The organism is Desulfotruncus alcoholivorax DSM 16058 (assembly GCF_000430885.1).
Taxonomy (GTDB): domain Bacteria; phylum Bacillota; class Desulfotomaculia; order Desulfotomaculales; family Desulfallaceae; genus Desulfotruncus; species Desulfotruncus alcoholivorax.
Genome location: NZ_AUMW01000010.1, coordinates 120,848 through 143,770 on the forward strand (window position 1 = coordinate 120,848; position 22,923 = coordinate 143,770).

General features: G+C 47.8%; 23 protein-coding genes and 5 tRNA genes. 24 read left to right on the forward strand and 4 right to left on the reverse strand.

Features of this window, described 5'->3' with window-relative positions; genetic code table 11:
- Positions 1 to 22 precede the first annotated feature (22 nt).
- Positions 23 to 592: an HPP family protein gene (locus H569_RS0105730; RefSeq protein ID WP_027364217.1), complete on the reverse strand. Its 570-nt coding sequence runs from the start codon at positions 590 to 592 to the stop codon at positions 23 to 25.
- A gap of 204 nt (positions 593 to 796) precedes the next feature.
- Between H569_RS0105730 and H569_RS0105735 the strand changes: the two genes are divergently transcribed.
- From H569_RS0105735 to H569_RS19365, 4 genes are all read left to right on the forward strand, one after another.
- On the forward strand, positions 797 to 1,894 hold the full coding sequence (locus tag H569_RS0105735; RefSeq protein ID WP_027364218.1) for a Coenzyme F420 hydrogenase/dehydrogenase, beta subunit C-terminal domain: 1,098 nt from the start codon (positions 797 to 799) through the stop codon (positions 1,892 to 1,894).
- A gap of 5 nt (positions 1,895 to 1,899) precedes the next feature.
- Positions 1,900 to 3,816: a thiamine pyrophosphate-dependent enzyme gene (locus H569_RS0105740; RefSeq protein ID WP_027364219.1), complete on the forward strand. Its 1,917-nt coding sequence runs from the start codon at positions 1,900 to 1,902 to the stop codon at positions 3,814 to 3,816.
- Positions 3,817 to 3,821: 5 nt separating this feature from the next.
- Positions 3,822 to 4,481 carry an indolepyruvate oxidoreductase subunit beta gene (locus H569_RS19360; protein WP_051273325.1) on the forward strand — a complete coding sequence of 220 codons (660 nt, stop codon included), beginning with the start codon at positions 3,822 to 3,824 and terminating at the stop codon, positions 4,479 to 4,481.
- Positions 4,482 to 4,570: 89 nt separating this feature from the next.
- Positions 4,571 to 5,104 (forward strand): hypothetical protein, encoded by a 534-nt coding sequence (locus H569_RS19365; protein WP_034629664.1) that lies wholly within the window; start codon positions 4,571 to 4,573, stop codon positions 5,102 to 5,104.
- A gap of 380 nt (positions 5,105 to 5,484) precedes the next feature.
- Here the strand turns inward: H569_RS19365 and H569_RS22440 are convergent.
- Positions 5,485 to 5,582: transfer RNA gene (locus H569_RS22440), tRNA-Sec, on the reverse strand.
- Between the two features lie 280 nt (positions 5,583 to 5,862).
- On the opposite strand from H569_RS22440, the gene H569_RS0105755 reads away from it, so the two are divergent.
- From H569_RS0105755 to H569_RS0105815, 13 genes are all read left to right on the forward strand, one after another.
- Positions 5,863 to 6,828 carry a polyprenyl synthetase family protein gene (locus H569_RS0105755; RefSeq protein WP_027364220.1) on the forward strand — a complete coding sequence of 322 codons (966 nt, stop codon included), beginning with the start codon at positions 5,863 to 5,865 and terminating at the stop codon, positions 6,826 to 6,828.
- A gap of 16 nt (positions 6,829 to 6,844) precedes the next feature.
- On the forward strand, positions 6,845 to 7,489 hold the full coding sequence (locus H569_RS0105760; RefSeq protein ID WP_027364221.1) for a precorrin-2 dehydrogenase/sirohydrochlorin ferrochelatase family protein: 645 nt from the start codon (positions 6,845 to 6,847) through the stop codon (positions 7,487 to 7,489).
- Entirely contained in the window at positions 7,458 to 8,795 is a 1,338-nt protein-coding gene (hemA, locus tag H569_RS0105765) for a glutamyl-tRNA reductase (RefSeq protein WP_027364222.1), read from the forward strand. Before H569_RS0105760 ends, hemA begins: the two co-directional genes overlap by 32 nt.
- A 97-nt stretch (positions 8,796 to 8,892) precedes the next feature.
- Positions 8,893 to 9,843, forward strand: coding sequence for a hydroxymethylbilane synthase (gene hemC / locus H569_RS0105770; RefSeq protein WP_027364223.1), 951 nt, complete (start codon positions 8,893 to 8,895; stop codon positions 9,841 to 9,843).
- Positions 9,830 to 11,377: a uroporphyrinogen-III C-methyltransferase gene (cobA, locus tag H569_RS0105775; protein ID WP_238492473.1), complete on the forward strand. Its 1,548-nt coding sequence runs from the start codon at positions 9,830 to 9,832 to the stop codon at positions 11,375 to 11,377. Before hemC ends, cobA begins: the two co-directional genes overlap by 14 nt.
- Positions 11,377 to 12,552 (forward strand): putative heme d1 biosynthesis radical SAM protein NirJ1, encoded by a 1,176-nt coding sequence (gene nirJ1 / locus H569_RS0105780; protein WP_027364225.1) that lies wholly within the window; start codon positions 11,377 to 11,379, stop codon positions 12,550 to 12,552. The genes cobA and nirJ1 overlap by 1 nt, the downstream gene beginning before the upstream one ends.
- A gap of 20 nt (positions 12,553 to 12,572) precedes the next feature.
- Complete coding sequence (gene hemB / locus H569_RS0105785) at positions 12,573 to 13,550, forward strand: porphobilinogen synthase (protein WP_027364226.1); 978 nt, start codon at positions 12,573 to 12,575, stop codon at positions 13,548 to 13,550.
- A gap of 28 nt (positions 13,551 to 13,578) precedes the next feature.
- Positions 13,579 to 14,568 carry a putative heme d1 biosynthesis radical SAM protein NirJ2 gene (gene nirJ2 / locus H569_RS0105790; RefSeq protein ID WP_027364227.1) on the forward strand — a complete coding sequence of 330 codons (990 nt, stop codon included), beginning with the start codon at positions 13,579 to 13,581 and terminating at the stop codon, positions 14,566 to 14,568.
- Between the two features lie 3 nt (positions 14,569 to 14,571).
- Positions 14,572 to 15,024: a siroheme decarboxylase subunit alpha gene (ahbA, locus tag H569_RS0105795; RefSeq protein ID WP_027364228.1), complete on the forward strand. Its 453-nt coding sequence runs from the start codon at positions 14,572 to 14,574 to the stop codon at positions 15,022 to 15,024.
- A gap of 8 nt (positions 15,025 to 15,032) precedes the next feature.
- Positions 15,033 to 15,503, forward strand: coding sequence for a siroheme decarboxylase subunit beta (gene ahbB / locus H569_RS0105800; RefSeq protein WP_027364229.1), 471 nt, complete (start codon positions 15,033 to 15,035; stop codon positions 15,501 to 15,503).
- 16 nt (positions 15,504 to 15,519) lie between these two features.
- Complete coding sequence (gene hemL / locus H569_RS0105805) at positions 15,520 to 16,815, forward strand: glutamate-1-semialdehyde 2,1-aminomutase (RefSeq protein WP_027364230.1); 1,296 nt, start codon at positions 15,520 to 15,522, stop codon at positions 16,813 to 16,815.
- A 156-nt stretch (positions 16,816 to 16,971) separates the two neighbouring features.
- The gene (locus H569_RS0105810; RefSeq protein WP_027364231.1) at positions 16,972 to 17,613 is read left to right on the forward strand and encodes a redox-sensing transcriptional repressor Rex; all 642 of its coding nucleotides are present in this window, start codon (positions 16,972 to 16,974) and stop codon (positions 17,611 to 17,613) included.
- Positions 17,614 to 17,712: 99 nt separating this feature from the next.
- The gene (locus H569_RS0105815) at positions 17,713 to 18,111 is read left to right on the forward strand and encodes a secondary thiamine-phosphate synthase enzyme YjbQ (protein ID WP_034629668.1); all 399 of its coding nucleotides are present in this window, start codon (positions 17,713 to 17,715) and stop codon (positions 18,109 to 18,111) included.
- Here the strand turns inward: H569_RS0105815 and H569_RS0105820 are convergent.
- Positions 18,108 to 19,058 carry an AAA family ATPase gene (locus tag H569_RS0105820; RefSeq protein ID WP_027364233.1) on the reverse strand — a complete coding sequence of 317 codons (951 nt, stop codon included), beginning with the start codon at positions 19,056 to 19,058 and terminating at the stop codon, positions 18,108 to 18,110. The two genes, H569_RS0105815 and H569_RS0105820, sit on opposite strands and share 4 nt — an antisense overlap.
- 55 nt (positions 19,059 to 19,113) lie before the next feature.
- Between H569_RS0105820 and H569_RS0105825 the strand changes: the two genes are divergently transcribed.
- The 6 genes from H569_RS0105825 (at position 19,114) to H569_RS0105850 (ending at position 21,922) form a co-directional block, all read left to right on the forward strand.
- Complete coding sequence (locus tag H569_RS0105825) at positions 19,114 to 20,205, forward strand: hypothetical protein (RefSeq protein WP_027364234.1); 1,092 nt, start codon at positions 19,114 to 19,116, stop codon at positions 20,203 to 20,205.
- Positions 20,186 to 21,433, forward strand: coding sequence for a VWA domain-containing protein (locus H569_RS0105830; RefSeq protein ID WP_027364235.1), 1,248 nt, complete (start codon positions 20,186 to 20,188; stop codon positions 21,431 to 21,433). Before H569_RS0105825 ends, H569_RS0105830 begins: the two co-directional genes overlap by 20 nt.
- A gap of 56 nt (positions 21,434 to 21,489) precedes the next feature.
- Positions 21,490 to 21,567: transfer RNA gene (locus tag H569_RS0105835), tRNA-Pro, on the forward strand.
- 107 nt (positions 21,568 to 21,674) lie between these two features.
- A tRNA-Glu gene (locus H569_RS0105840) sits at positions 21,675 to 21,750 on the forward strand.
- A gap of 1 nt (position 21,751) precedes the next feature.
- Positions 21,752 to 21,836: transfer RNA gene (locus H569_RS0105845), tRNA-Tyr, on the forward strand.
- 11 nt (positions 21,837 to 21,847) lie between these two features.
- Positions 21,848 to 21,922, forward strand: a tRNA-Gln gene (locus H569_RS0105850).
- Between the two features lie 31 nt (positions 21,923 to 21,953).
- Here the strand turns inward: H569_RS0105850 and H569_RS23320 are convergent.
- The gene (locus H569_RS23320; RefSeq protein ID WP_257720092.1) at positions 21,954 to 22,082 is read right to left on the reverse strand and encodes a hypothetical protein; all 129 of its coding nucleotides are present in this window, start codon (positions 22,080 to 22,082) and stop codon (positions 21,954 to 21,956) included.
- Between the two features lie 147 nt (positions 22,083 to 22,229).
- On the opposite strand from H569_RS23320, the gene H569_RS0105860 reads away from it, so the two are divergent.
- Positions 22,230 to 22,445, forward strand: a complete 216-nt coding sequence (locus H569_RS0105860; protein WP_027364236.1) for an ATP-binding protein — start codon at positions 22,230 to 22,232, stop codon at positions 22,443 to 22,445.
- Positions 22,446 to 22,923: the final 478 nt, after the last annotated feature.

Genomic DNA, 22,923 nt, shown 5'->3' on the forward strand with positions numbered 1-22,923 from the left:
TGTATTTTCAACACGTATTTTTTTAATACCAGTAATCAGGGTATTTACGTTCACTGGACAGATTGTTGACTATTAGGGCAATAATGATTAAACAGACGGCACCGATTCCCACAGGAGAGAGGATAAAGCTGAAATTTTGTCCCGAGTAAACGGCTACAAAAGCTGTGGCGCCTCCGGGCGGGTGCAGGGTGTAAGTGACTGTCATGGCCACGATGGCCATTGTCACACCCAGGGCGATAGACCACCACGCACCGCCAAACAACTGATATACCACTACGCCCATCAGCGCCGAGACAATATGCCCGCCGATGACGTTTCTGGGCTGTGCCATAGGTACGTGGCAGGCGGCGTAAAGCAGTACCGCCGAAGCGCCAAATGAAGGGAGTAAAAGCGGCAGCTGATAAAACTGTGACAACATAGCCACCAGCCCGATGCCGCAAAAACTGCCCAGCGCTGTGATCAACAGCCCGGACATGCTCATTCCGGGCAGGCTATCGCACTTACCGCCTTTCATCTTGCAAAGATAATTTGCTATTTTGTTTCCACTATAGGGATTTACAGCCCGGTCAAGCTGTTCAATGGTATCTCTCATAAAATTTGTCACCTCCTGGTTTTGATCATATCCTCAAAGAATGCGGCAATCAGTTAAGAAACTCACCCAGTGATTGTGATCTTGGTCACACCGTAGTTTCATTTAAATTCATGAATTTACGGCTGGAATTTAAAAGGTAATTTCCATCCGGAAAGCGAAATTTAGAACAAGATAGCTGAATTGCGGCAAGGGAGATGATGGAATTTGCCGGGCCAGAAAGATTTGAAAAATGATGTTTTAGATCAAGATCTATGTTCTGCTTGCGGCATGTGCGTGGGTCTGTGCCCATACATAAAAACAGCCCGGGACAGGGTGCGGGTAATTTACCCCTGCGGGCTGGCGGAAGGAACTTGTTACAGCATTTGCCCCAAGACAGGGGTGGACGTGAGAGCGATGGACCTGGCTGTTTTTGGCCGGGAAAGGGAAGACCAGGCCCTGGGGGTAATGCAGGGTATATATATCGCGCGGGCGGTGCAGGACAGGGCTTCAGGGGCCCAGTACGGCGGCGTGGCCTCAGCCCTGGCCGCACTGGCCCTGGAACAGGGTATGGTATCCGCAATGGTCCTGACCGGCGGGGACGTTTTAAACCCTTACCCGGTGCTGGCCCGCAGCGCTGATGAAGCCAGGGCCTGTGCCGGGTCCAAGTATACAGGTGTTCCCACGCTGGAAATATTGAACCGGGCGATCAGGGAGGGCCTTGATCATCCGGGCGTTGTCGGCCGGCCCTGCCAGGTTTTGGCGGCGCGCAAAGCAGAACACAGTCCGTTACCGGGGACGCAGTTCAACCAGGCCGGATCATTCGGGCTGGTGCTGGGGCTGTTCTGTTTCTGGGCCTTGGACCCCAAATTTTATCAATTTCTAACGAACAAGGTTAAAGATAAGATTATTAAGATGGACATTCCGGTAGAAGGTCCGGTTATTGAAGCAGAGTCGGGCACATACCGTTGGCAGGTGGAAGATTTGCGGCCATATATCAAAAAGTCATGTAATTTATGTTTAGACAGTACCTCTGAATGGGCCGATATCGCGGTGGGTTCCACCGAGTATGACCCGGCCTGGAATACAGTGCTGGCGCGTTCCGACAAGGGGCGGGAACTGCTTGACCTGGCGCTGCGGTTAAATGTGCTGGAGGTTGGGGAATACCCGGCTGAAAGGTTCCCTTTGCTCCGGCGGGCTGCGTTGAATAAGAAAATGCGGGTGTTGAAGATGCAGGAATACCAGCCGGGGCGGCCCGGCTGCCCGGTAGTGCCGCCGGAATACCAAAAGCAGCTGGAAGAACAATGGGGAGGGATCGGCCAGTGACCATCATGGGAGTATGCTGCGATAAGCCGGGAGTCAAGGTTGCGTTGACGGGCAATGAGTCCATCGCCCGGGGCGCCCTGGAGGCCGGTGTGGGATATGCTTCTTCCTACCCTGGTTCTCCCACTGCCGAAGTGCTGGGCACTTTGGCCAAATTGGCCCGGCAGTTTAATCTATATGCCGAATGGTCAATTAATGAAAAAGTAGCTATGGAAGTCGCGGCTGCCGCTTCCTTTACAGGTTTGCGGTCTCTGGTGATCATGAAGGCCGACGGCCTGAATGTAGCCCTGGACTTCGCCAGCGCGCTGGCCATATCGGGCTGCCGGGGCGGCATGGTTATTGTGGTGGGGGACGACCCCGGCGCACATTCCAGTGTGCGGGAAGAAGATTCACGCAACTTGTGCAAGGCGTTGCATTTGCCTGTATTGGAACCTGCCTCGGTGCAGGAAGCCAAAGATGTAACCAGGGAGGCTTTTTCCCTGTCGGAAAGCCTGCAGCTGCCGGTGGTTGTGCGCTGCGTCACCCGGGTTTGTCATGCCAGCGGGGACGTATTACTGGGTGAACTGGCCCCGGCCGGCAGGCGGCCTGCTTTTAATCAAGGGGACCGGGTCATAACCTTTTCCATTAAGCTGCATGCCTTGCAGGAGCAAAAGCTGGCCAGGGCATCGGATTGGGCCGGCAATTCCCGGTTGAACTCCTATCACGGCCCGGGCGATGCCGGCCGGCTGGTCATAGCCAGCGGACCTTGTTATATGTACGCGCTGGAAGCGCTGGAAATGCTGGGGCTAAGCGAGCAGGTCGGGGTGTTGAAACTCGGCGTTACCTGGCCCTTGCCTGAAAAACTTTTATTAAGCTATTTAAAAACCGCCGCCGAAGTGGTTTTTGCGGAGGAAGTAGAACCCTTTGTGGAAGATAACGTGATGGCCCTGGCGGCCCGTCACTGGGACGAGGTTGGAAAAATAAAATTTTACGGTAAAAGGAACGGGCAGGTAGCCGGCCCAAACGGTCCGGGAATAGGTGAGCTTGACCCCGATGTGCTGGCTCAATCCCTGTCTGCCATATGGGGCACACCCTACACTAAGCCGGCTTTACCTGCTCATCAAGAAATCTTTGACTTGCTCGGGACTAAAATGCCGGATCGTGAATTGGCCCTTTGTGCCGGCTGCCCGCACCGGGCTTCCTTTTGGTCCATCAGGACGGCCCTGGAGCTGGATGGACGGGGCGGCATTGTGCTGGGCGACATCGGCTGTTATACACTGGGCATTGCCAGAACGGGATATTATCTCCTGCAAACCATGCACTGCATGGGCGCCGGTGTGGGTATAGCATCCGGATTGGGTAAACTGGACTGTTTCGGCTTTGATAAACCTGTAATTACCGTGGTAGGTGATTCCACTTTCTATCATGCCGCTCTTCCGGCGCTGGTCAACGCCCGTTACCACCGGGCCAGCTTCATGTGTGTGGTGCTGGATAATGAAACTACGGCCATGACCGGCCACCAACCGCACCCGGGCCGGGAAACGACCGCCACCGGGGAACCGGCAGATACCGTGCCTATGGAAGAAATTATCCGCGGCATTGGGATACCATACGCGGTTCAGGATCCTTACGATGTGGAAGCAGCTATCGAAGCCGTATACCGGATGCTGCAGCAGCAAGGTCCCCGGGTTTTAATTTTGCGGCGGGCCTGCGCTCTGGCAGCGGTGAAAGGCAAGCAGAAGAACCGGGTTTACGTCGACCCGGAAAAGTGTATTGGTGATAGCTGCGGCTGTAGCAGGTTCTGCAGTAAAGTGTTTGCTTGCCCGGCCAACATTTGGGACGCTGAAAGCGGCAAGGCGCGCATAGATGAAGCGGTCTGCAACGGCTGCGGGGTATGTGCAACGCTTTGTCCCCAACAGGCCATTGTGGTGGAAAGGACGGTGTAAATGGCATGGGCGCTTTTCACGAACCTCTGAATATTATTGTTACCGGCGTGGGGGGGCAGGGCAACGTGCTGGCTTCCCAGGTTATTTCAGTTGCGGCGGTTGAGGCCGGGTACCGGGTGGCGGTGGGTGAAACCTTCGGTGTCTCCCAGCGGGGCGGCTCGGTGATGAGCCACGTGCGCATATCGCACGACAGGCCGTACGGCCCGCTGATTCCCCGCGGCAGGGCCCACGTGATAGCCGGTTTTGAGCCGGTGGAAACCGTGCGGGTAATGCTGGACTATGCCAATCCCGACACTGTAATTATTATGAACAACCGTCCCAACTACCCCCTGGGGTGCCTGCTGGGTGAAGACAAATACCCCCAGCCGCAAAAAATCCTGGCAGCGGTGCAAAAAATGGCCGGACGGGTGCATGTGCTGCCGGCTACGGAGCTGGCCAAAGAAGCCGGCAGCCCGATGGCGGCCAACATGGTGATGACCGGCGCACTGGCTGGCAGCGGGCTTTTACCCTTCGGCCGGGAGTACTTTGTGGAAACAATTAAATCACTGTTTAAGGATCATATCCGGGAGTTAAATCTAAAAGCTTTCACATTTGGTTTGGAACACATTGGAAGCAATGTCGCCTGGCGGGTATCTTACAATGAAAATTTTGCGGGTAATCTTTAATAAAAGTACGGGGTTTTTTACCATACATAATTTCATTACTGCCCAAGCAAAACTATCTTTAAAATTTATATTTTGAGGATGTGCTATGCTTGAAAATAAAGGATCGAGTGTTATTGGGAATAATATCAGGTTTTACGGGAAACATCGTAAAAACCATCATGGATGAAGCTTTACTAAGCAAGAAGATTTCTAAAAGATCATTTCGTACGGCAGCAGCCGGTGTCTGGGTAAATAAAAAAAGTGAAGCAACAAATCTTAAGGGGCAAGTACTTGGAGGACTGCTCGATTTCGGCATGGCCGCAGTGGGTGGCATTGGCATAGTACATTTATTATCAAAGACGGGTAGAGACTACGCTTTGACTAAAGGAGTCCTATCCGGTATAACGCTGGGCTCAACCATTACCGCACTCCTTGGTGCCTTAACGCAGAATGGTGTTAAACCTAAAGACGCTATGAGCAACTTATCATATATGGCAACTCATGCTGTTTACGGTGCTGTTACGTCAATTATTATAACAAAACTTGGTGATTCCTCGTTGTTTGATAGCGAGCCTCTAAACAACTATCTTTCCCCGGCTAAACCAACAACAGAAGAAAGAAAAATAAAAGTTACGCAAAATTAATATTTTGTAAAATGAGCCAACATAACCGCTAGCCTGGTGCTTGCGGTTTATATTTTTAAATACGACCCTTCAGACTTGTCTTTTACCTGGAATATATTCACGCATTGTTCCTGTCGCAAATCTGTACTTTTCCGGTAGATAGCTTTCGAAGGGGTGATGAACTTTCGACACTTAAATAACCAACGCATTTTGAGATCAATTTCAGGAATAGATAAATCCTATCAGGAAAAACATAAGTTTCCCCGCCAACCGATCGGGCAGCCACAGCCGCCAGACCGGTGGCAATAACACCACGCGCGTATACAGCCTATACGCGGGAGGGGGTGTGCAGGACGACGGATATATAAAAGGCTTCCGAATCCCGGAAGCCCTGCTATTACTGGCGGGAGTGTGTGAGAATCGAACTCACCAGGGACGGGAACGCCGCCCCACGACTGGTTTTGAAGACCAGGAGCACCACCAGGCACCATCCACCCCCGTATATTGTTTTGGGGGACAACAAAGACATTATAGCAAATGATATAAATATAAACAAGTTCATCGTGTATACAATTCGATTGATTTTAAAGGTAAAATATAATAATCTATTATAAGTGAGCCCTGAGGGCTCATAACAGCATATTTTACTATAGTTCATTTTCAAGTCTTTGTTTTTGCAAATAAACCATTAGAGGAAATTTACACAAGTGTGTCGAAGGCTTATGATTGTTCCTGTTTGTTGCTCGTGTGAGCATCGTTGCCACAAGTAGGTGAACTTTATGGATTTTGATTTCTTTAGCGAAATACGGTATGAGCTCGGCATAGTGGAAGAAGAGTTAAAACAGGCGGTACGAGCATCAAACGAACTGCTTACCGAAACGGCAACCCACCTGATTGACGCCGGGGGGAAAAGATTACGTCCAGCATTTTGTTTACTGGGCGGGAAGTTTTATCATTTCGATTTAGACAAGCTTTTACCTCTTGCCGTGGCTTTAGAACTTATTCATATGGCCACCCTGGTACATGATGACGTAGTTGATTCTTCCCTTACCAGAAGAGGAATGCCAACGGTTAAAGCCCGCTGGGGGAATAAAATTTCCTCACACGTTGGCGATTATTTACTGGGTAAGTCGTTAATTTTAATATCAAGGTATGAAGAGCCTTTAATACCCAAAGTTTTGGCTGAAACCAGCGTTAAAATGTGTGAAGGTGAAATAATTCAAATTTCAACCGCTTTTGACACCAACCAGAATATTAAGGATTACTTCTACCGCATCAATAGAAAAACCGCTTTACTGATTGCAGCGTCCTCGCAGCTTGGTGCTGTTGCCTGCGGGGCCCCTGCCGGCATACATCAAGGATTGCGGAGATTCGGCCATAACATAGGCATGGCTTTTCAAATTACTGACGACATCCTGGACATGACAGCCGAACAAATTAAGCTGGGGAAGCCGGTTGGAAGCGACCTTCGCCAGGGCATAATTACGCTGCCGGCAATTTACTCGCTGCAAAAAAGCCCTGATCGTGGCAGATTAAACGAGCTTATTGCCAAACGCAACAAAACCGAGGATGAAATTAACGAGGCTATTGTTCTAATTAAGGAAGCCGGGGGCATTCAATACTCTTCGGAAATTGCTCAAAAATACATTGCCCGGGCAAAAAAGGAATTAAATTTACTACCCGATATGCCCGTAAAAAAAACAATGCAGATAATTGCCGATTTCGTGGGCATAAGAAAGTTTTAGAAAAGGTTGATTTGGTGTGAAGCATTACCCTCTTTTTTTGGATATTAAGGGTAAAAAATGTCTGGTTATAGGCGGGGGCAGCGTTGCCGAGCGAAAGGTCAGAAGCCTTTTGGCATACGGTGCCAAAGTCCATGTCACCAGCACAAAATTAAATGCAGCGCTGCAGGAGATGGTCGCAAGCGGTCAGGTGGTTTATAGTGGAACCAGTTACCGGCCTGCCGAACTTGATGACGCCTGCCTTGTTTTTTGCGCTACCAATGACCAGGCCGTGAACAGTGCCGTGGCAAAGGATTGTGCAGGGAAAAACATCCCGGTTAATGTAGTTGATCAACCTTCACTGTGCACTTTTATCGTACCTTCTACGGTCGCGCGGGGAGACCTGCAGCTGGCCATCTCCACCGGCGGCAAGAGCCCGGGCATGGCCAGGGCCCTCAGAGAAAAATTAGAGGCTGATTTCGGCCCCCAGTTTCAAGAGTTTATAGACTACATTGGCAATATCAGAAACTTGGTTATTAGTAATGTCGAGGACCAGGAACAAAGAAGTTTTATCCTTAAAAACCTGGTTGATAATGTCACCATTGACCTGGTTAAGCAGGGAGAATTAGAGCAGGCAAAGGAGCGGGTAAAAAATGTCTATAATCCTGGTGGGCTTAAATCATAAAACTGCTCCGGTAGAGATTCGTGAAAAGATGTCATTCTCAGATAATGCATTGCAGGAGGCTTATGGCAAATTGCTTGCTGATCCACTCATACAGGGATGTGTAATTATTTCCACCTGCAACCGCACGGAAATTTATGCCCATGTGTCAGATTCTGAACTTGGGATTGAGAATATAAGGATTTTTCTTAAACACAAATCCGGAGTTGACTTAACTCTAATAAAAAAATATACTTACGTTCATATTCAAAATAAAGCTGTTCAGCATCTATTTAAAGTTGCTGCCGGGCTTGATTCAATGCTGCTCGGAGAAACCCAAATACTGGGGCAGGTCAGGACCGCGTACCAGTCAGCACATAAACATAAATCCACTGACAAGGTTATCAATAACCTGTTTAAGCAGGCGGTAACCACCGGCAAGCGAGTCCGCACGGAAACCGGTATCGATCAACATGCCGTTTCCATCAGTTATGCCGCGGTTGAAATGGCCAAACAATTATTTGGAAGTTTAACAGGAAAATCTGTTCTGGTTATAGGTGCGGGCAAAATGAGTGAACTAACCGCCAAGCACCTGGTATCAAACGGGGTTTCCGGGGTTATTGTGTCCAACCGCTCCTTCGAGCGGGCAGTCTGCCTGGCGGATCAATTTAAGGGCAAAGCCGTAAAATTTAATGAACTGTACGATTACCTTGGTTCTGCCGACATAGTTATAAGCTGCACCGCGGCAACCCACTACGTAGTTAAAAAAGAACAAGTTCAAAAAGTATTGACGGAAAACCCTGGTAAAAAGATTATGATGATTGACATAGCAGTGCCAAGAGATATTGAGCCGGAGGTCGGCAGGCTGCCCGGTGTGTCTTTGTATGACATCGATGCGCTGCAAAACGTGGTCGACAACAACCTGATGGAGCGCAAGCGCGCAGCTGTGCAGGCAGAAGGCATGATAGAAGAAAGCGTTGAGGAGTTTGCCCACTGGCTTGGTTACCAGTATGTGATACCCACTGTGGCTGCGCTTAAAAAACTTGGCGAAGAAATCAAGCAAAAAGAACTAGAGCGTGCTTTTAACAGGCTTGGCGATTTATCGGATCACGATAAAAATGTAATTAAAGCAATGGCCAATTCCATTGTCAATCAACTGCTGCACGCTCCCGTTACTAACTTAAAGGAATATGCGTTAACCGACAAAGGCCCGCTTTATAATGAAACCATAGATACGCTATTTCGTCTTGATAAAGTAAGGGAAACCGGGATCAAACCGGAACATATTCAAGATCGCCCGGCACCGGTACAGGCATTAATGCGTGGTTGATGATAGTCTATTCCTGCCGGGTGGGGCAATTATTTGGGCGCACCCGGTGGACATCCTTGTCCTATAAGCGGCAGCATGGTAAGGTGCAGGAGGTAAAATGTTAGGTGAAATAATAATCGGCTCCCGGGACAGTAATCTGGCTATGTGGCAGTCGGAATGGGTTGCCCGGCAATTGCGGAAGTACAATCCAAACCATAGTTTTATAATTAAAGGGATGAAAACCAAGGGTGACAACATTCTGGACGTGGCACTGGCCAAAATAGGCGATAAAGGCCTGTTTACCAAGGAACTCGAATACGCTTTGCTGGAAGGCCGGATCAGTATGGCCGTCCACAGCATGAAAGACCTTCCCACCGAATTGCCCGGCGGCCTTACCATAGGGGCAATCTGCGAAAGGGAATATCCCGGGGACGTATTGATATCAAAAAACGGTGCAAAGTTAAATGAACTGAAAGCAGGCGCCCGCATCGGCACAAGCAGTTTAAGACGGCGGGCCCAGCTTTTGAATTACAGGCCGGACTTTGAAATGATTGACATCAGGGGCAACCTGACCACCCGTTTGCGCAAGCTCCAAGAACTTGACCTTGATGCCGTCGTACTTGCGTATGCAGGTATTAAGCGCATGGGCTTTGAACACTTAATATCAGATTACATACCGTTTAATATTTGTTTGCCGGCGGTGGGCCAGGGGTCCATAGGTGTGGAGCTGCGTTCTGATGACAGTGAAACAATGAGTTTGATCACCGGTATAGACCACAAAATAACCAGACAAGCGATAGAAGCAGAAAGATCCTTCATGAGAAGGCTGGAGGGAGGCTGTCAGGTGCCGATTGGGGCGCTGGGCAGAGTTGAAAATGGCGGCCATCTAACACTGAAAGGAATAGTTGTCGATCTTAAGGGCACCAAAGCGGTTCGCCATAGTATTTCCGGACCGGCTGAAAAAGCGGAGCAGCTTGGTGAAAAACTTGCTGAAATGTTTCTGGAACAAGGCGCGGGAGAAATATTAGCACGGGCCAGACAGGAGTTTGGTATAGATGATGATAAATAAAGGAACTGTTTATCTTATTGGTGCCGGGCCGGGCGACCCGGGTTTGATCACAGTTAAAGGTTTGGAATGCATTCAGCAGGCGGATGTTATTATTTATGACCGTTTGGCCAGCCCACGCCTGCTGGATTACAGCCGGCCGGACGCAGAGATCATCTTTGTCGGCAAACAGCCCGACAAACACACCCTCACCCAAAGTGAAATAAACGATTTGCTGGTCCAAAAAGCAAAAGAAGGAATGTCGGTAGCCCGCTTAAAAGGGGGTGACCCTTTTGTTTTTGGCCGCGGGGGCGAGGAAGCCGAGGAGCTTGCCAGGCATGGCATTCCTTTTGAAATAGTGCCGGGGGTTACTTCAGCCGTGGCCGTGCCGGCTTATGCCGGAATACCTGTCACCCACAGGGATTTCACTTCATCAGTCTCCATTATCACCGGCAATGAAGATCCGACCAAGGAAAATTCGAACATCGAATGGGCCAAGCTGGCCGCAGGCACAGGAACTCTTATTTTTTTAATGGGCATGAGCAACCTGCCGGCAATAGCCAAACGCCTGGTGGAGCACGGTAGATCGCCACAAACGCCGGTTGGGTTGATCCGGTGGGGCACCCGGCCTGAACAGAAAACACTGGTGGGCGACCTTGCCAGTATAGCCCAACTGGCAGTAGAGCAAGACTTTAAAAACCCGGCTATAATTATTGTCGGGGAAGTGGTAAAACTCAGGGACAAACTCAAATGGTTTGAAAACAAGCCGCTGTTTGGCCAAAGGATTTTGGTGACCCGCTCCCGCGAGCAAGCCAGCGTTCTCTCCCGGTTGATAGAAAACCTGGGTGGCGAACCAGTTGAGTTCCCCACTATTACCATTGCTGACCCGGATGATTTCGAGCCTCTGGATAAGGCGATTAAACATATAGAAACCTACGATTGGATTGTTTTTACCAGTGTAAACGGTGTAAAAAGCTTTATTAAACGTTTTCAGTACTTTAACCGTGACATCCGGGATTTAAAAGGAATCAGATTATGCGCCATTGGACCCCAGACCGGTAAGGAACTGCGCTCGATGGCCCTTTATGTTGATTATATTCCCGCAGAATACAGGGCGGAGGAAATAGTTGAGGGGCTTAAACACAAAATCTCCAGCGGGGACAGAATACTGCTGCCGCGGGCCGATATCGCCAGAAAATTATTGCCCGAATCCTTACGGGCACTGGGCGCCGAAGTTGATGAAGTAATCGCGTACAGAACCCTGGCTACTTCTTCCAACGCCGGTGCGATAAAGGAAATGCTGGCAAAGGGCAAAATTAATATTATTACCTTTACCAGTTCTTCAACGGTAAGGAATTTTATTACCCTGCTCGGTATCGAACCATCCGATACCAGCCTGCTCAAGAATACCAAAATTGCCTGCATCGGCCCCATAACTGTCAAAACAGCTGCAGATTTGGGGCTGCGATGTGATATAGTGGCTCACGAATATACTATACCGGGATTGGTTAAGGCAATTATAAATGATGCCAATTCCATTGATATGAAGGGATTATAATGATAAGTGTAAGCAGATTGCTTTGCGGGTCCAAGAATTTCGGCGATTCGCTGCGCTATAAAAGGGATTCCGGGTGTCAGCCCAACGGCACGGCGCCGGGGACCGGCCCGGTGGTTGTCTGGAACATGACCAGGTCATGCAATTTAAAGTGTATGCACTGCTATGCAAGTTCCGACGAACAGGCCGGCAAGGAAGAATTGACCACGGAAGAGGCTAAAAACTTTATTGATGACCTGGCCTCTTTCCATGTTCCGGTGATCCTTTTTTCCGGCGGAGAGCCTTTACTGCGCAAGGATTTTTTTGAGCTGGCCGGTTACGCCGGGGAAAAAGGTATCAGGGCTACCATTTCCACCAACGGCACGTTAATCACCCCTGACGTGGCCAACCTGATCAAACAAACCCAAATCAGCTACGTTGGCATAAGCCTGGACGGTATAGGTTCCAATAATGACAACTTTCGCGGCCGCCAGGGAGCTTTTGACCAGGCGTTAAACGGCATTCGCGCCTGCCGTGCGGCCGGTGTAAGAGTCGGGCTCAGGTTTACGATCAATCGCCATAATTTTTTGCAGTTACCTGATATATTCAAGTTAATTGAGGAAGAGGACATACCCAGGGTGTGTTTTTACCACCTGGTATATAGCGGGCGGGGCAGTCAGATGGTTGATTCCGATATCAGCCACTCCGAGACCCGGCAAGTTTTAGATCTGATTATCGAAAAGACCCTGGATTTTGAGCGCAGGGGATTGGCAAAAGAAATTTTAACCGTTGATAATCATGCCGACGGCGTATATATTTATTTATACTTAAAAAACACCGATCTCCAAAGAGCTGAGCGGGTGCGTCAATTGCTGCTGATGAACGGCGGCAACCGTTCCGGGATGGCCATCGGAGCGGTAGGGTGGTCCGGCAATGTTCATCCCGACCAGTTTACACGAAATCATGTTATAGGCAATATTCGCGAGAGGAAATTTGCTGATATCTGGACTGATTCCGGTAACACTTTAATGCATGGCTTAAAGAACCGCAAGACTCTGCTTAAGGGTCGCTGTGCCGGCTGCCGCTATTTGGATATGTGCAATGGCAACTTCAGGGCGCGGGCAGAATCGGTATATGGTGATTTTTGGGCCCAGGACCCAGCCTGCTACCTGTCAGACGAAGAAATTCAACAATCTTAAACACTACGGGAGGTGCTAATATGTATTACCCCGTTACCCGGCCCAGGCGTCTTCGCTCCAGCGCGAACATCCGCAAACTGGTAAGGGAGCATTATTTGCGGGTTGATGATTTGATCTACCCATTTTTTGTTGTTGAGGGCCAGGATAAGAGGGTGCCCGTTCAATCCATGCCTGGTGTTTATAACCTTACCATTGATTTGCTGTTAAAGGAAGTTGCGCAAATAAGTGCTTTGGGCATTCCCGGGGTCCTGCTGTTTGGCATCCCCGATCATAAAGACGCTACAGGTTCAGGCGCATACGATGAAAATGGAATAGTCCAAAAGGCTGTGCGCGCGATTAAGGATAAATACCCTGACCTGCTGGTAATTACAGATGTCTGTCTGTGTGAGTATACCGATCACGGCCATTGCGGCATCATTCGCGAAGGAAAGGTATTAAACGATCCCACACTTGAATTATTAGCCCGCACCGCAGTTTCTCACGCCCGCAGCGGCGCGGATTTGATCGCCCCGTCCGACATGATGGACGGAAGAGTTCAAGCAATACGTGAAGCACTTGACGGAGAAGGCTTTGAAGATATACCGATTATGTCTTACAGTGTAAAATATGCCTCGGCCTTTTACGGCCCTTTTCGGGAAGCCGCCTGCTCGGCGCCCCAATTTGGCGACCGGAAAGCCTACCAGATGGACCCGCCCAACAGGCGGGAAGCGCTCAGGGAAGCCGAACAAGACATTGCCGAAGGCGCCGACATTATTATTGTTAAGCCTGCGATGGCCTATATGGATATTATTGCTACCGTAAGAGAAAATTTTGACCACCCTGTGGCGGCCTATAACGTTAGCGGCGAATACTCCATGATTAAAGCCGCCGCTCAATTGGGGTGGATTGATGAGAAAAAGTTAACTATGGAAACCCTTACCGGCTTAAAGAGGGCGGGGGCGGATATGATTATAACTTATCACGCGCCGGACGCGGCCCGGTGGATTATGCAAGACTAAAATCAATTGAAATCCGGGGGTGGTTAAGATGCTGGTTTCCTGGAACACCACCAATGCCTGCAATTTATTCTGTCAACATTGCTATCGCGAATCCGGGGCAAAGGCTGAAGAGGAACTTAGTTTTGAAGAAGGCAAAAAACTGATCGATGAAATTGCAGCGGCGGGCTTTAAGATCATGATCTTTAGCGGCGGCGAGCCGTTAATGAGAGACGATATCTACGAGCTTATCGAATATGCCGCGCGCTCGGGTCTGAGACCTGTACTGGGCTCCAACGGCACGCTTATTGACGGCAGTGCCGCCCGGGCGCTGAAAAAGGCCGGCGCCTTGGCCGTCGGCATTAGTTTGGACAGCGCCAAACCGGCTGAACATGATCGTTTCCGGAATTCCCCCGGTTCCTGGCAGGCGGCAGTTAACGGTATGAAGGCCTGCCTGGAAGCCGGTTTGCCTTTTCAAGTTCATACCACGGTGATGGAATGGAACGCCGGTGAAGTTGAAGAATTGACTGACCTGGCCGTCCAAAAAGGCGCGCGGGGCCACCATATCTTTTTTATGGTCCCTACAGGCAGGGCGGTGAATATTGAGGCTGAAACCCTCAGGGCCGAGCAATACGAGCAATTACTACAGCGGATTATGCTAAAACAGGGGCAGGTGGACATAGAGCTAAAGCCAACCTGCGCCCCGCAGTTCATGCGCATCGCCCGGCAAATGGGAATCAACACCCGCTTTAGCCGGGGCTGCCTGGCGGGAACTGCCTATTGCATCATCAGCCCGCGCGGTGACGTTCAACCCTGCGCCTACCTTAATATACCGCTAGGCAACGTGCGCACAACCCCATTTAATCAAATATGGCGGGAGAATGAAACGCTGCAAAGATTGCGCACACTGAATTACAGCGGCAGCTGCGGCCGCTGTGAATATAAAAAAATATGCGGTGGGTGCAGGGCCAGGGCTAATTATTATCACGGCGATTATATGGCCGAAGAGCCCTGGTGCTTATATGGCGCAAGAAAGGGTTAGCATATGCAACTGGACCGGATAGATAAACAAATCCTCGAATTGATTCAAACTAATTTTCCCGTTGTTTCAAAACCTTATAAGTTAATTGCCGAAAAAGTGGGATTAGAAGAAGCAGAGGTTATCAACAGAATTAAAAAGATGCGGCAGGCAGGCATTATCAGACGCTTGGGCGGGCTGTTCGATTCCAGGAAAATGGGCTATGTGGGAACACTGTGCGCCATGAAAGTACCGCCGCAGGATATAGAAAAAGTAGCGGGGATAATTGCTGAATACCCCGGGATAACTCATAATTACCTGCGCGATCACGAATATAATATGTGGTTTACCCTGCTGGCCGAATCGGAGCAAAAAATTGAATTGATATTAAATGATATATTATCGAGAACCGGCATAACCCAAATACTTAACCTGCCCTCACAAAAAGTATTTAAAGTGCGCGTAAAATTTGACCTTTAGGAGTTACTATGTTAAACAAGCTGGAAAAACAAATTATCAGAGAGCTTCAGACCGATATTCCACTGGTTCCGGAGCCTTACCGGCTTATTGCCGAAAAATTAGGCATTTCCGAACAGGAATTAATGGACATAATAACAAAAATGATTGACCGGGGCATTATCCGCCGTTTTGGGGCCGCCTTGCGCCATCAGGATTTGGGGTTTGTGGCCAATGCCATGGTTGTTTGGGAAGTGCCTGAAGCCAAAATTTCCGAAGTTGGCCAAAAGATGGCTGAATTTAAAGAAGTGACGCACTGTTATCAAAGGCCGAGCCGGCCGGGGTGGCCGTATACGCTGTTTACGGTGGTACATGGCCTGAATAAAGATGAGTGCAGGGAAAAGGCCCAAGTTATCGCCGGCGCAACCGGTATACATAAATATGAGTTGATTTTCAGCACCAAGGAACTTAAAAAAAGCAGCATGAAATATTTTATTGATTAACAAAGGTGGTGTCCAAATGCAGGATAAATTAATCAAATCCAGGCAGCTTTACAGCGAGGCTGAAAAAATTATCCCCGGCGGGGTGAACAGCCCTGTCCGGGCTTTTAAGTCAGTAGGCTCAACTCCGGTGTTTATTAAAAAGGGACAGGGAGCTTTAATTGAAGATGTGGACGGGAATACCTACATAGATTACGTGGGGTCATGGGGGCCATTAATTCTGGGGCACCGGCACCCCATAGTCATGGAAGCCTTGCAGCAGTGCCTGGAGCAGGGGACCAGCTTCGGGGCCCCAACGGAATTAGAAACCGAGTTGGCCCGGATGATAGTTGATGCTTTGCCGGCTATGGACATGGTCAGGCTGGTCAACTCGGGCACCGAGGCCACCATGAGCGCAATAAGGCTGGCCCGCGGCTATACGGGCAGAGACAAAATTGTTAAATTTGAAGGCTGTTACCACGGCCATGCCGATTTTTTGCTGATTAAAGCGGGTTCGGGCGCACTAACTCTAGGTGTCCCAACCAGTCCCGGGGTGCCTCAAAGCACGGCGGAACACACCATAACCGTTCCTTTTAACAACCTGGAAATTCTAAAAAAGGTATTTGCAGAAGCAGGCCACGAAATAGCGGCGGTTATCGTTGAACCGGTACCCGGCAACATGGGTGTCGTACCGCCTCGGCACGGTTATTTGCAAGGTTTGAGGGCATTAACAAAGGAATATGGCACTGTGTTAATTATTGATGAAGTTATGACCGGATTCCGGCTGGCTTACGGCGGAGCCCAGGTATTATTTGACATTGAACCCGACCTGACCTGCTTGGGCAAAATTATTGGCGGTGGTTTACCGGTAGGCGCGTATGGCGGCAAGAAGGAGATAATGTCCAAGGTTGCGCCCTCCGGCCCGGTTTACCAGGCCGGCACCCTATCCGGCAACCCGCTGGCGGTTACCGCGGGGATAGCTACACTTAAAATACTCCAGGCAGAAGGGGTTTATGAGGAATTAGAAGCAAAATCCGCGCAGCTTGAAAAAGGTTTGCGGGAAGCGGCCGGTGCGGCAGGCCTGAATTTAACCTTTAAGCGTGTCGGCTCAATGCTTTGCACATTTTTCACGCCTGATGACGTTTATGATTTTGAGACAGCTACAAAATCCAACACGGAGCAGTATGCCCGGTTCTTTAAATCAATGCTGGACAGAGGCGTTTACCTGGCCCCTTCCCAGTATGAGGCTGCCTTCATGTCCCTGGCCCATACAAAAGAGCAGATTGACCGGACCATTGAGGCAGCATATCAATCTTTTGCTGATGTTGTCCAGTAAGTTAAAAGCTGGTTTTTCAACCCCATTTTTCGCCCGTTAGAGGTAATATTTATTCTAATTGGGAAAAGTCATTTGACAATACTATGGTGAGGTTTTAAAATATTTAACATATGTGAATTTAATAACATAAACGGTTATTTCGAGGAGGAGAAGTTTTTGAAAACCTTACGGGTACCGGAAGCAACAGTAACAAGACTATCAATTTATTCAAGATTTTTAGAAAGGCTGGACAGGAATGGGGTTACTACCGTATCATCCGGCGAAATTGCCGAAGGGGTAGGTGTTAGCCCGGCCCAGGTCAGAAAAGATCTTGCTTATTTCGGTGAATTCGGTACCAGGGGGGTAGGTTACAACGTTAAGGATCTGATGAAATATACTTTAAAGATACTGGGGCTTGATCAATCCTGGTCTCTGGCCATTATGGGAGCCGGTAACCTCGGATTTGCATTATGTACATATCGTGGTTTTAATGTCAGAGGGTTTAATATTGCCGGCGTGTTTGACAATGACCCCACAAGAATAGGTAAGAGGATAGGAAACCTTGAAGTTCAAGCCCTGGAAAAGTTTCCTGAAATCGCGGAGAGAGAAAACATTCGCATTGGAGTAATTGCCGTACCAATCAGCGCAGCACAGGAAGTGGCAGATTTACTGGTTAAAAACGGTGTGGAGGCGATACTAAATTTTGCGCCGGTTGCATTGAACGTTCCGGATGAAATTGAAATAAGAAATGTTGACCTGTCCGTTAAGCTTGAAATATTAACCTTCAACCTAGGGTTCAGGGCAGCACAAAGCCTGTAGTCTCATCATGTTGTAGCCCTTTATTTTATAGCATAGATGCAAATAACCTGCCTTAAAAGGGCAGGTTATTTTAATATACTAAAAAAGAGGTGTAGCAAAATGAGCATACAAGAAGTATTGGAAATTAGAACAGAAGAGAGGGAACAGTTTATTGATATCACTTCTCAAATAAACCGCATCATTCGTGCTGGTGAGGTAAAAAACAGCTTGTGCAACGTTTACGTGCCGCATACCACTGCGGGCGTAACCATAAATGAAGGGGCAGATCCTTCTGTTGTTTTCGATATATTAACCTACTTAAGGCAATTGGTTCCTGAATCAAACAACTATACTCATATGGAAGGCAATTCCCATGCCCACATTAAAACGCTCCTGACCGGGTCTGAAAAGACAATACCTGTTCAAAACGGATCTTTGCAGTTGGGCACCTGGCAGAAGGTTTTCTTTTGTGAGTTTGACGGGCCCCGCAGGAGAAAAATTATCGTAACACTTGTTTAAAAATCAAACCTTGTTAAGTCATGTTCATATTCAACTCTTTGAACCGTGGTACTGGTATCCAAAATACCCTGGGCACCATCGTCAGGTTTATCCGGGATCATTTGTTCGATCTTCAATTCAGCGCGGGCTATATCTTCTTCATACTTTAATAATACATTCAGGCTGTCGCTAACCAAAGCGGCGTCTATTCCGCCGCGTCCCAGCAGCAATAAAGTTCTGGCCCAGTCTATGGACTCGGTGATGCTGGGCGCTTTTTTTAATTTTAGTTTTCTCAGCTCTTGCACAAATTTGACCACATCACTGCACAGCCGCCGGGATATCCCGGGAACTTTTAAATTAACTATCGCCTCTTCAACAACTGCTTCGGGGTATGACAGGTAAAGAAAGATACACCTTCTTTTTAAAGCGTCGCTGAGCTGGCGGGTGCTGTTGCTGGTTAAGACCACGTATGGCCTGTGAACAGCCGTTATTACCCCCAGCTCCGGGATGCTGACCTGGTACTCGGACAGTGCTTCCAGTAAAAAGCTTTCTAATTCCTCTTCACCCTTATCAATTTCATCAATTAACAATACCGCCGGCTTTGGGGACCGAAAAGCTTTAAGTAAGGGCCGCTCCAGTAAATATGCCGGTGAAAAAACGTTAACTTCGTCTTTGTACGCTTGAATGTGCAGCAATTGCTTTTGATAATTCCACTCGTAAAGAGTCTTGCTTTCATCAAGCCCCGGGTAGCACTGGAGCCTGAACAGTTCGGTATTTAAAGCCCCGGCCACAGCCTCAGCAAGCCCGGTTTTCCCCACTCCCGCCGGCCCTTCGATCAATAGCGGCTTACCCAACCGTCCAGCCAGGAAAACTGCCGTTGCAGCTTTTTTATTAATTATATAATTCTGCCGTGTTAGACCGCTGATGACGCTATCAATACTTTGATAAAAATTTGTATTTAGCGGCATAAAAAAGTGCTCCTTACATGATAGAATTTATTAAATGCAGCATTAGGAGGACCAAATGCAAATAGAAATTCTTACCAGACAGGTGGAAAAGAAGGCAGATCTGCTGACAATGGTATCCCGTGAACCTGACGTTACAGCAACCGGGGATACAGTAATGATTCCTGATTTGATTCTTCATATTACTGAAAATTACCTGCTGCTGAAAATAAGCTCTTTGCAGTGGGCCGAAAAGGTTATCCCTATGCTGTTTTCAGTGGTACAGGTAAGCAATGCCGGTCAATTTCACGAGCCCGTAACCGATGCAAAAATTTTGCTCACGGCAAGATGTTATGATCCAGTTAAAATACTACCTTATCTGCATGAAATAAGTCATCTGGATTTGGAAAACAATGAGCTGCTCGGCATAAGAATGGTCGAGTGGCGCTCCAGGGATGTGGCCATTGTTGCCCACGCGTCGCTGGCAGTGCAAGGGAACATTGTCACTGCTAAAATTAAATTCTTGTCACATTTCCGGGACAGCCAATATAATTGCCAGGAGTGTATAGACCAGGTTTCACTGTTTGATTTAATGGAGCCAATTTCCCCTGAATTTAAGGGCCAGGCTCCGCCAATGCTGGTTTCAGGCCCGATTATCCATTCGCTGAGCCATGTGCCGGCCGAAGGGTGGCAGGATTTTATTAACAGCCGTCCCGCTGCAGTCGATTATCATCACAAAACCGATACGTTTATAATTAATTTCAATGATAGTGGTTACATTTCATTTAAGCAGCAGCAAGACAAGAAAAAGATCTTGTGCAACATTGAGCTAAAAAACCCGCATGTTTTAAATGCAGCGCTGTTAGGTAACTTAAAAAGCATTTTGGGAATTGAGCAATTGAATTTATCGCATATTGCAGAAAATATTATTTTGCCTCCGGAAGAGATCATGAAATTTTTTTCTTTTAAGAAACAAACGGGCTTTCACCAGTTTTCATTAAGAGAAGCCGGCTTTGATGCCGTTTATGACGTTAAGCAATTAAAGCTTACCCTTGCCGCCAAAATCAGTATCGCAGACGAAAATGCCGCCATAGACCAAATTAACAGAGTATTTGAAGCTATGAAAATCTTTATGAACAGGGTGCTAACCCATGCAGTCACAAATATCTAGATTAATGCATTACTTGGGCGAAGCCGGCTTAAAGTTTTCAACAAGCGAAATAATTGATTTTTACAAAGCCCTTGATCTAACCGGTTTAAATTATGACCAGGTTGAAGCAGCCCTTTTATGCACACTCGCCAAGGATAAAGAAAGCTACCTGGCTCTGCCTGCTTTATTAAAAAGCTTTATTTTAAGCATACAGGCTGAAAGCGGAAAAGTAGTACCTCCTCCCCTGGACGTTGAATATATCAAAAAAAACCCGCCTAAGTTACCGGCAGAGGCCTTTAGCAGCCATCTTGACCAATTGAAAAATACTATCCGCAACGAGATAATCAAGCTAAAAACTGACACAAGCAGCGGCACCGGCAAGGGCGTGCCCGGCAACGGGAGGTTGGTTGCAAAAGACATCAATCACCATGTTAATAAATTTCTCACCCACACCAGTAATAGAGCAGTTTTACACTCCAATGATAAAGATTTTAAGCCACCCGTGATAACCGGGCTATGGCAAATCGATATAGCAACAGCAAATTCCGATCAGCTCCATGAAATCAGCAAAATTATTATTAACATGGGTTCAAAGCTGGCTGCCCAAAAAGGTTATAGTAAAAAACCCGCTGCAACAGGCGGTGTGGCTATTCGTCGAACGGTTAAAAAAGCTATAGCCTGTGGGGGAATACCGCTTACTATCAAAAAAGAAAAAAGGGCACCCGCAAAACCGGAAATCGTCGTCATGTGTGACCTATCCGGCTCGGTTGCCCCGTATAGCCAATTTTTTTTGCAAATATTAACTGGTATGCAGCATCGCTTCAAAAGCGTTCACTCTTTTGCCTTTGTCGATAGAATTGAAGAAATTACGGATATCATAAAATCAACCTGCCGGCGGTCGGAAATTTCAGCGCAGAGCTTGGTGAGGGAGTTGAAAATTTCCGCTACGGGCTTTAGTAATTACGGCAAGGTTTGGGAGCAATTTAACCAACAATTTTTACAGGTTATCAATCACCAAACCAGTTTGGTCATATTGGGAGACGCACGAAACAATTGGCAGCCTGACGGAGTTGAGCATTTCCGTAACATTGTTGAACAATGCCGCAGGGTCATCTGGCTTAACCCATTAGCCAAGGACAAGTGGAATACAGATGATTGCATATTGGATATTTATGCAGTTTATTGCAATAATGTTTTTCAATGCGCAAATGCTGCACAGTTAGCAAAGGCCATAAAAAAAATTATCTAGCCAGACCTTGACTTTAGATAACGCTTAAGCTAAAATAGTTTTTGCGTTTAGTTTCTCGGGATGTAGCGCAGTTTGGCTAGCGCGCCTGCCTTGGGAGCAGGAGGTCGGGGGTTCAAATCCCTCCATCCCGACCAATTCAGCAGTCAGTAGTCAGTGGTCAGGTTTAAGGATGAATTCGCCATGATAGCGAATTCCAACAAGCAATCCGACGACCGATAACCGATAACTGACGACCGGATATGGCCCCATGGTCAAGAGGCCTAAGACACCGCCCTTTCACGGCGGTAACCCGGGTTCGAATCCCGGTGGGGTCACCATGGAGGGGTTCCCGAGCGGCCAAAGGGAGCAGACTGTAAATCTGCCGGCGATGCCTTCGCAGGTTCGAATCCTGCCCCCTCCACCAATTATACATAGTGGGGCGTAGCCAAGTGGTAAGGCAACGGGCTTTGGACTCGTCACTCGTTGGTTCGAATCCAGCCGCCCCAGCCAAAAAAGCTCGGTTATTATAACCGAGCTTTTTTTATGTGCTTGGACGGTCAACCCCTCTAATTCTTTGCCTTTTTTTAGCGTCCGCGGCCCCCCCCATTTCCCATACAGGCCGGTACCCATAATAATTCCTGGCACTCAGCCCCTTTATTTTTTTAGCCATGCATTTCCCCCCCTGTATTAAAATGATTTCTTATTTATTGTTTCCTAATATTTTTTTGATATTATATTTAACTATCGTGCAGGATTTTTTTCTAAAACGAAGAACAAGTTCATAAACAATTATTTCAATAATAAGGGGGAATTACCGTTGGCCGAAAAGAAAACATTTAAATTCAGTTTCATTTTAGATCCTGCAGCTTGCATGGCCTGTGCAGCATGTGAACTGGAATGCCGGGATGGCGGCATTTACATTGATGATAATGCCAATTACAGCATTAACGCCGATAACTGCACCCGCTGCGGAAGATGCTTCCGTGCATGCCCATCCGGCGCTATAACAAGGGTGAATAACCCGGCGGCATAACTTAAAGCCACTTTATTATTTTCAGGGCTTTGTGCTTTGTGTCGCCAAGCAGTGGCATAACTTAAAGCTACTTTCGGGATTGCCTGAAAGTAGCTTTATTAATCATTTAATCAATAGTCATTATTTATTACTATTTTCAGTTTAAGAGCCAATTGCAAAATTCAAAAATTATAACAGATAACAAGTGACAACACCAAAATACCGGGGATTTACTTTAAAAATTTCCATTAAAACGCTCTAAATAATCAAATTAGAATAAAGCTTTTGGCAAAAAGGCACAAAGAAACCCAATTTCAGTTATACACCGGTAAACCAGTTAAAAATAATTACGCAACATTAGCTAGAGAGCCAGTTTTAATCTGAACAAGAGTTCCAGCCAGGTATGTAATCAGGCAAATCATAATATCGGTAAAAGCTTTATCTATACCCCGTTTAGTTAAGCGATCCATACTTAGATGACCTTTTAGTACGGAAAACA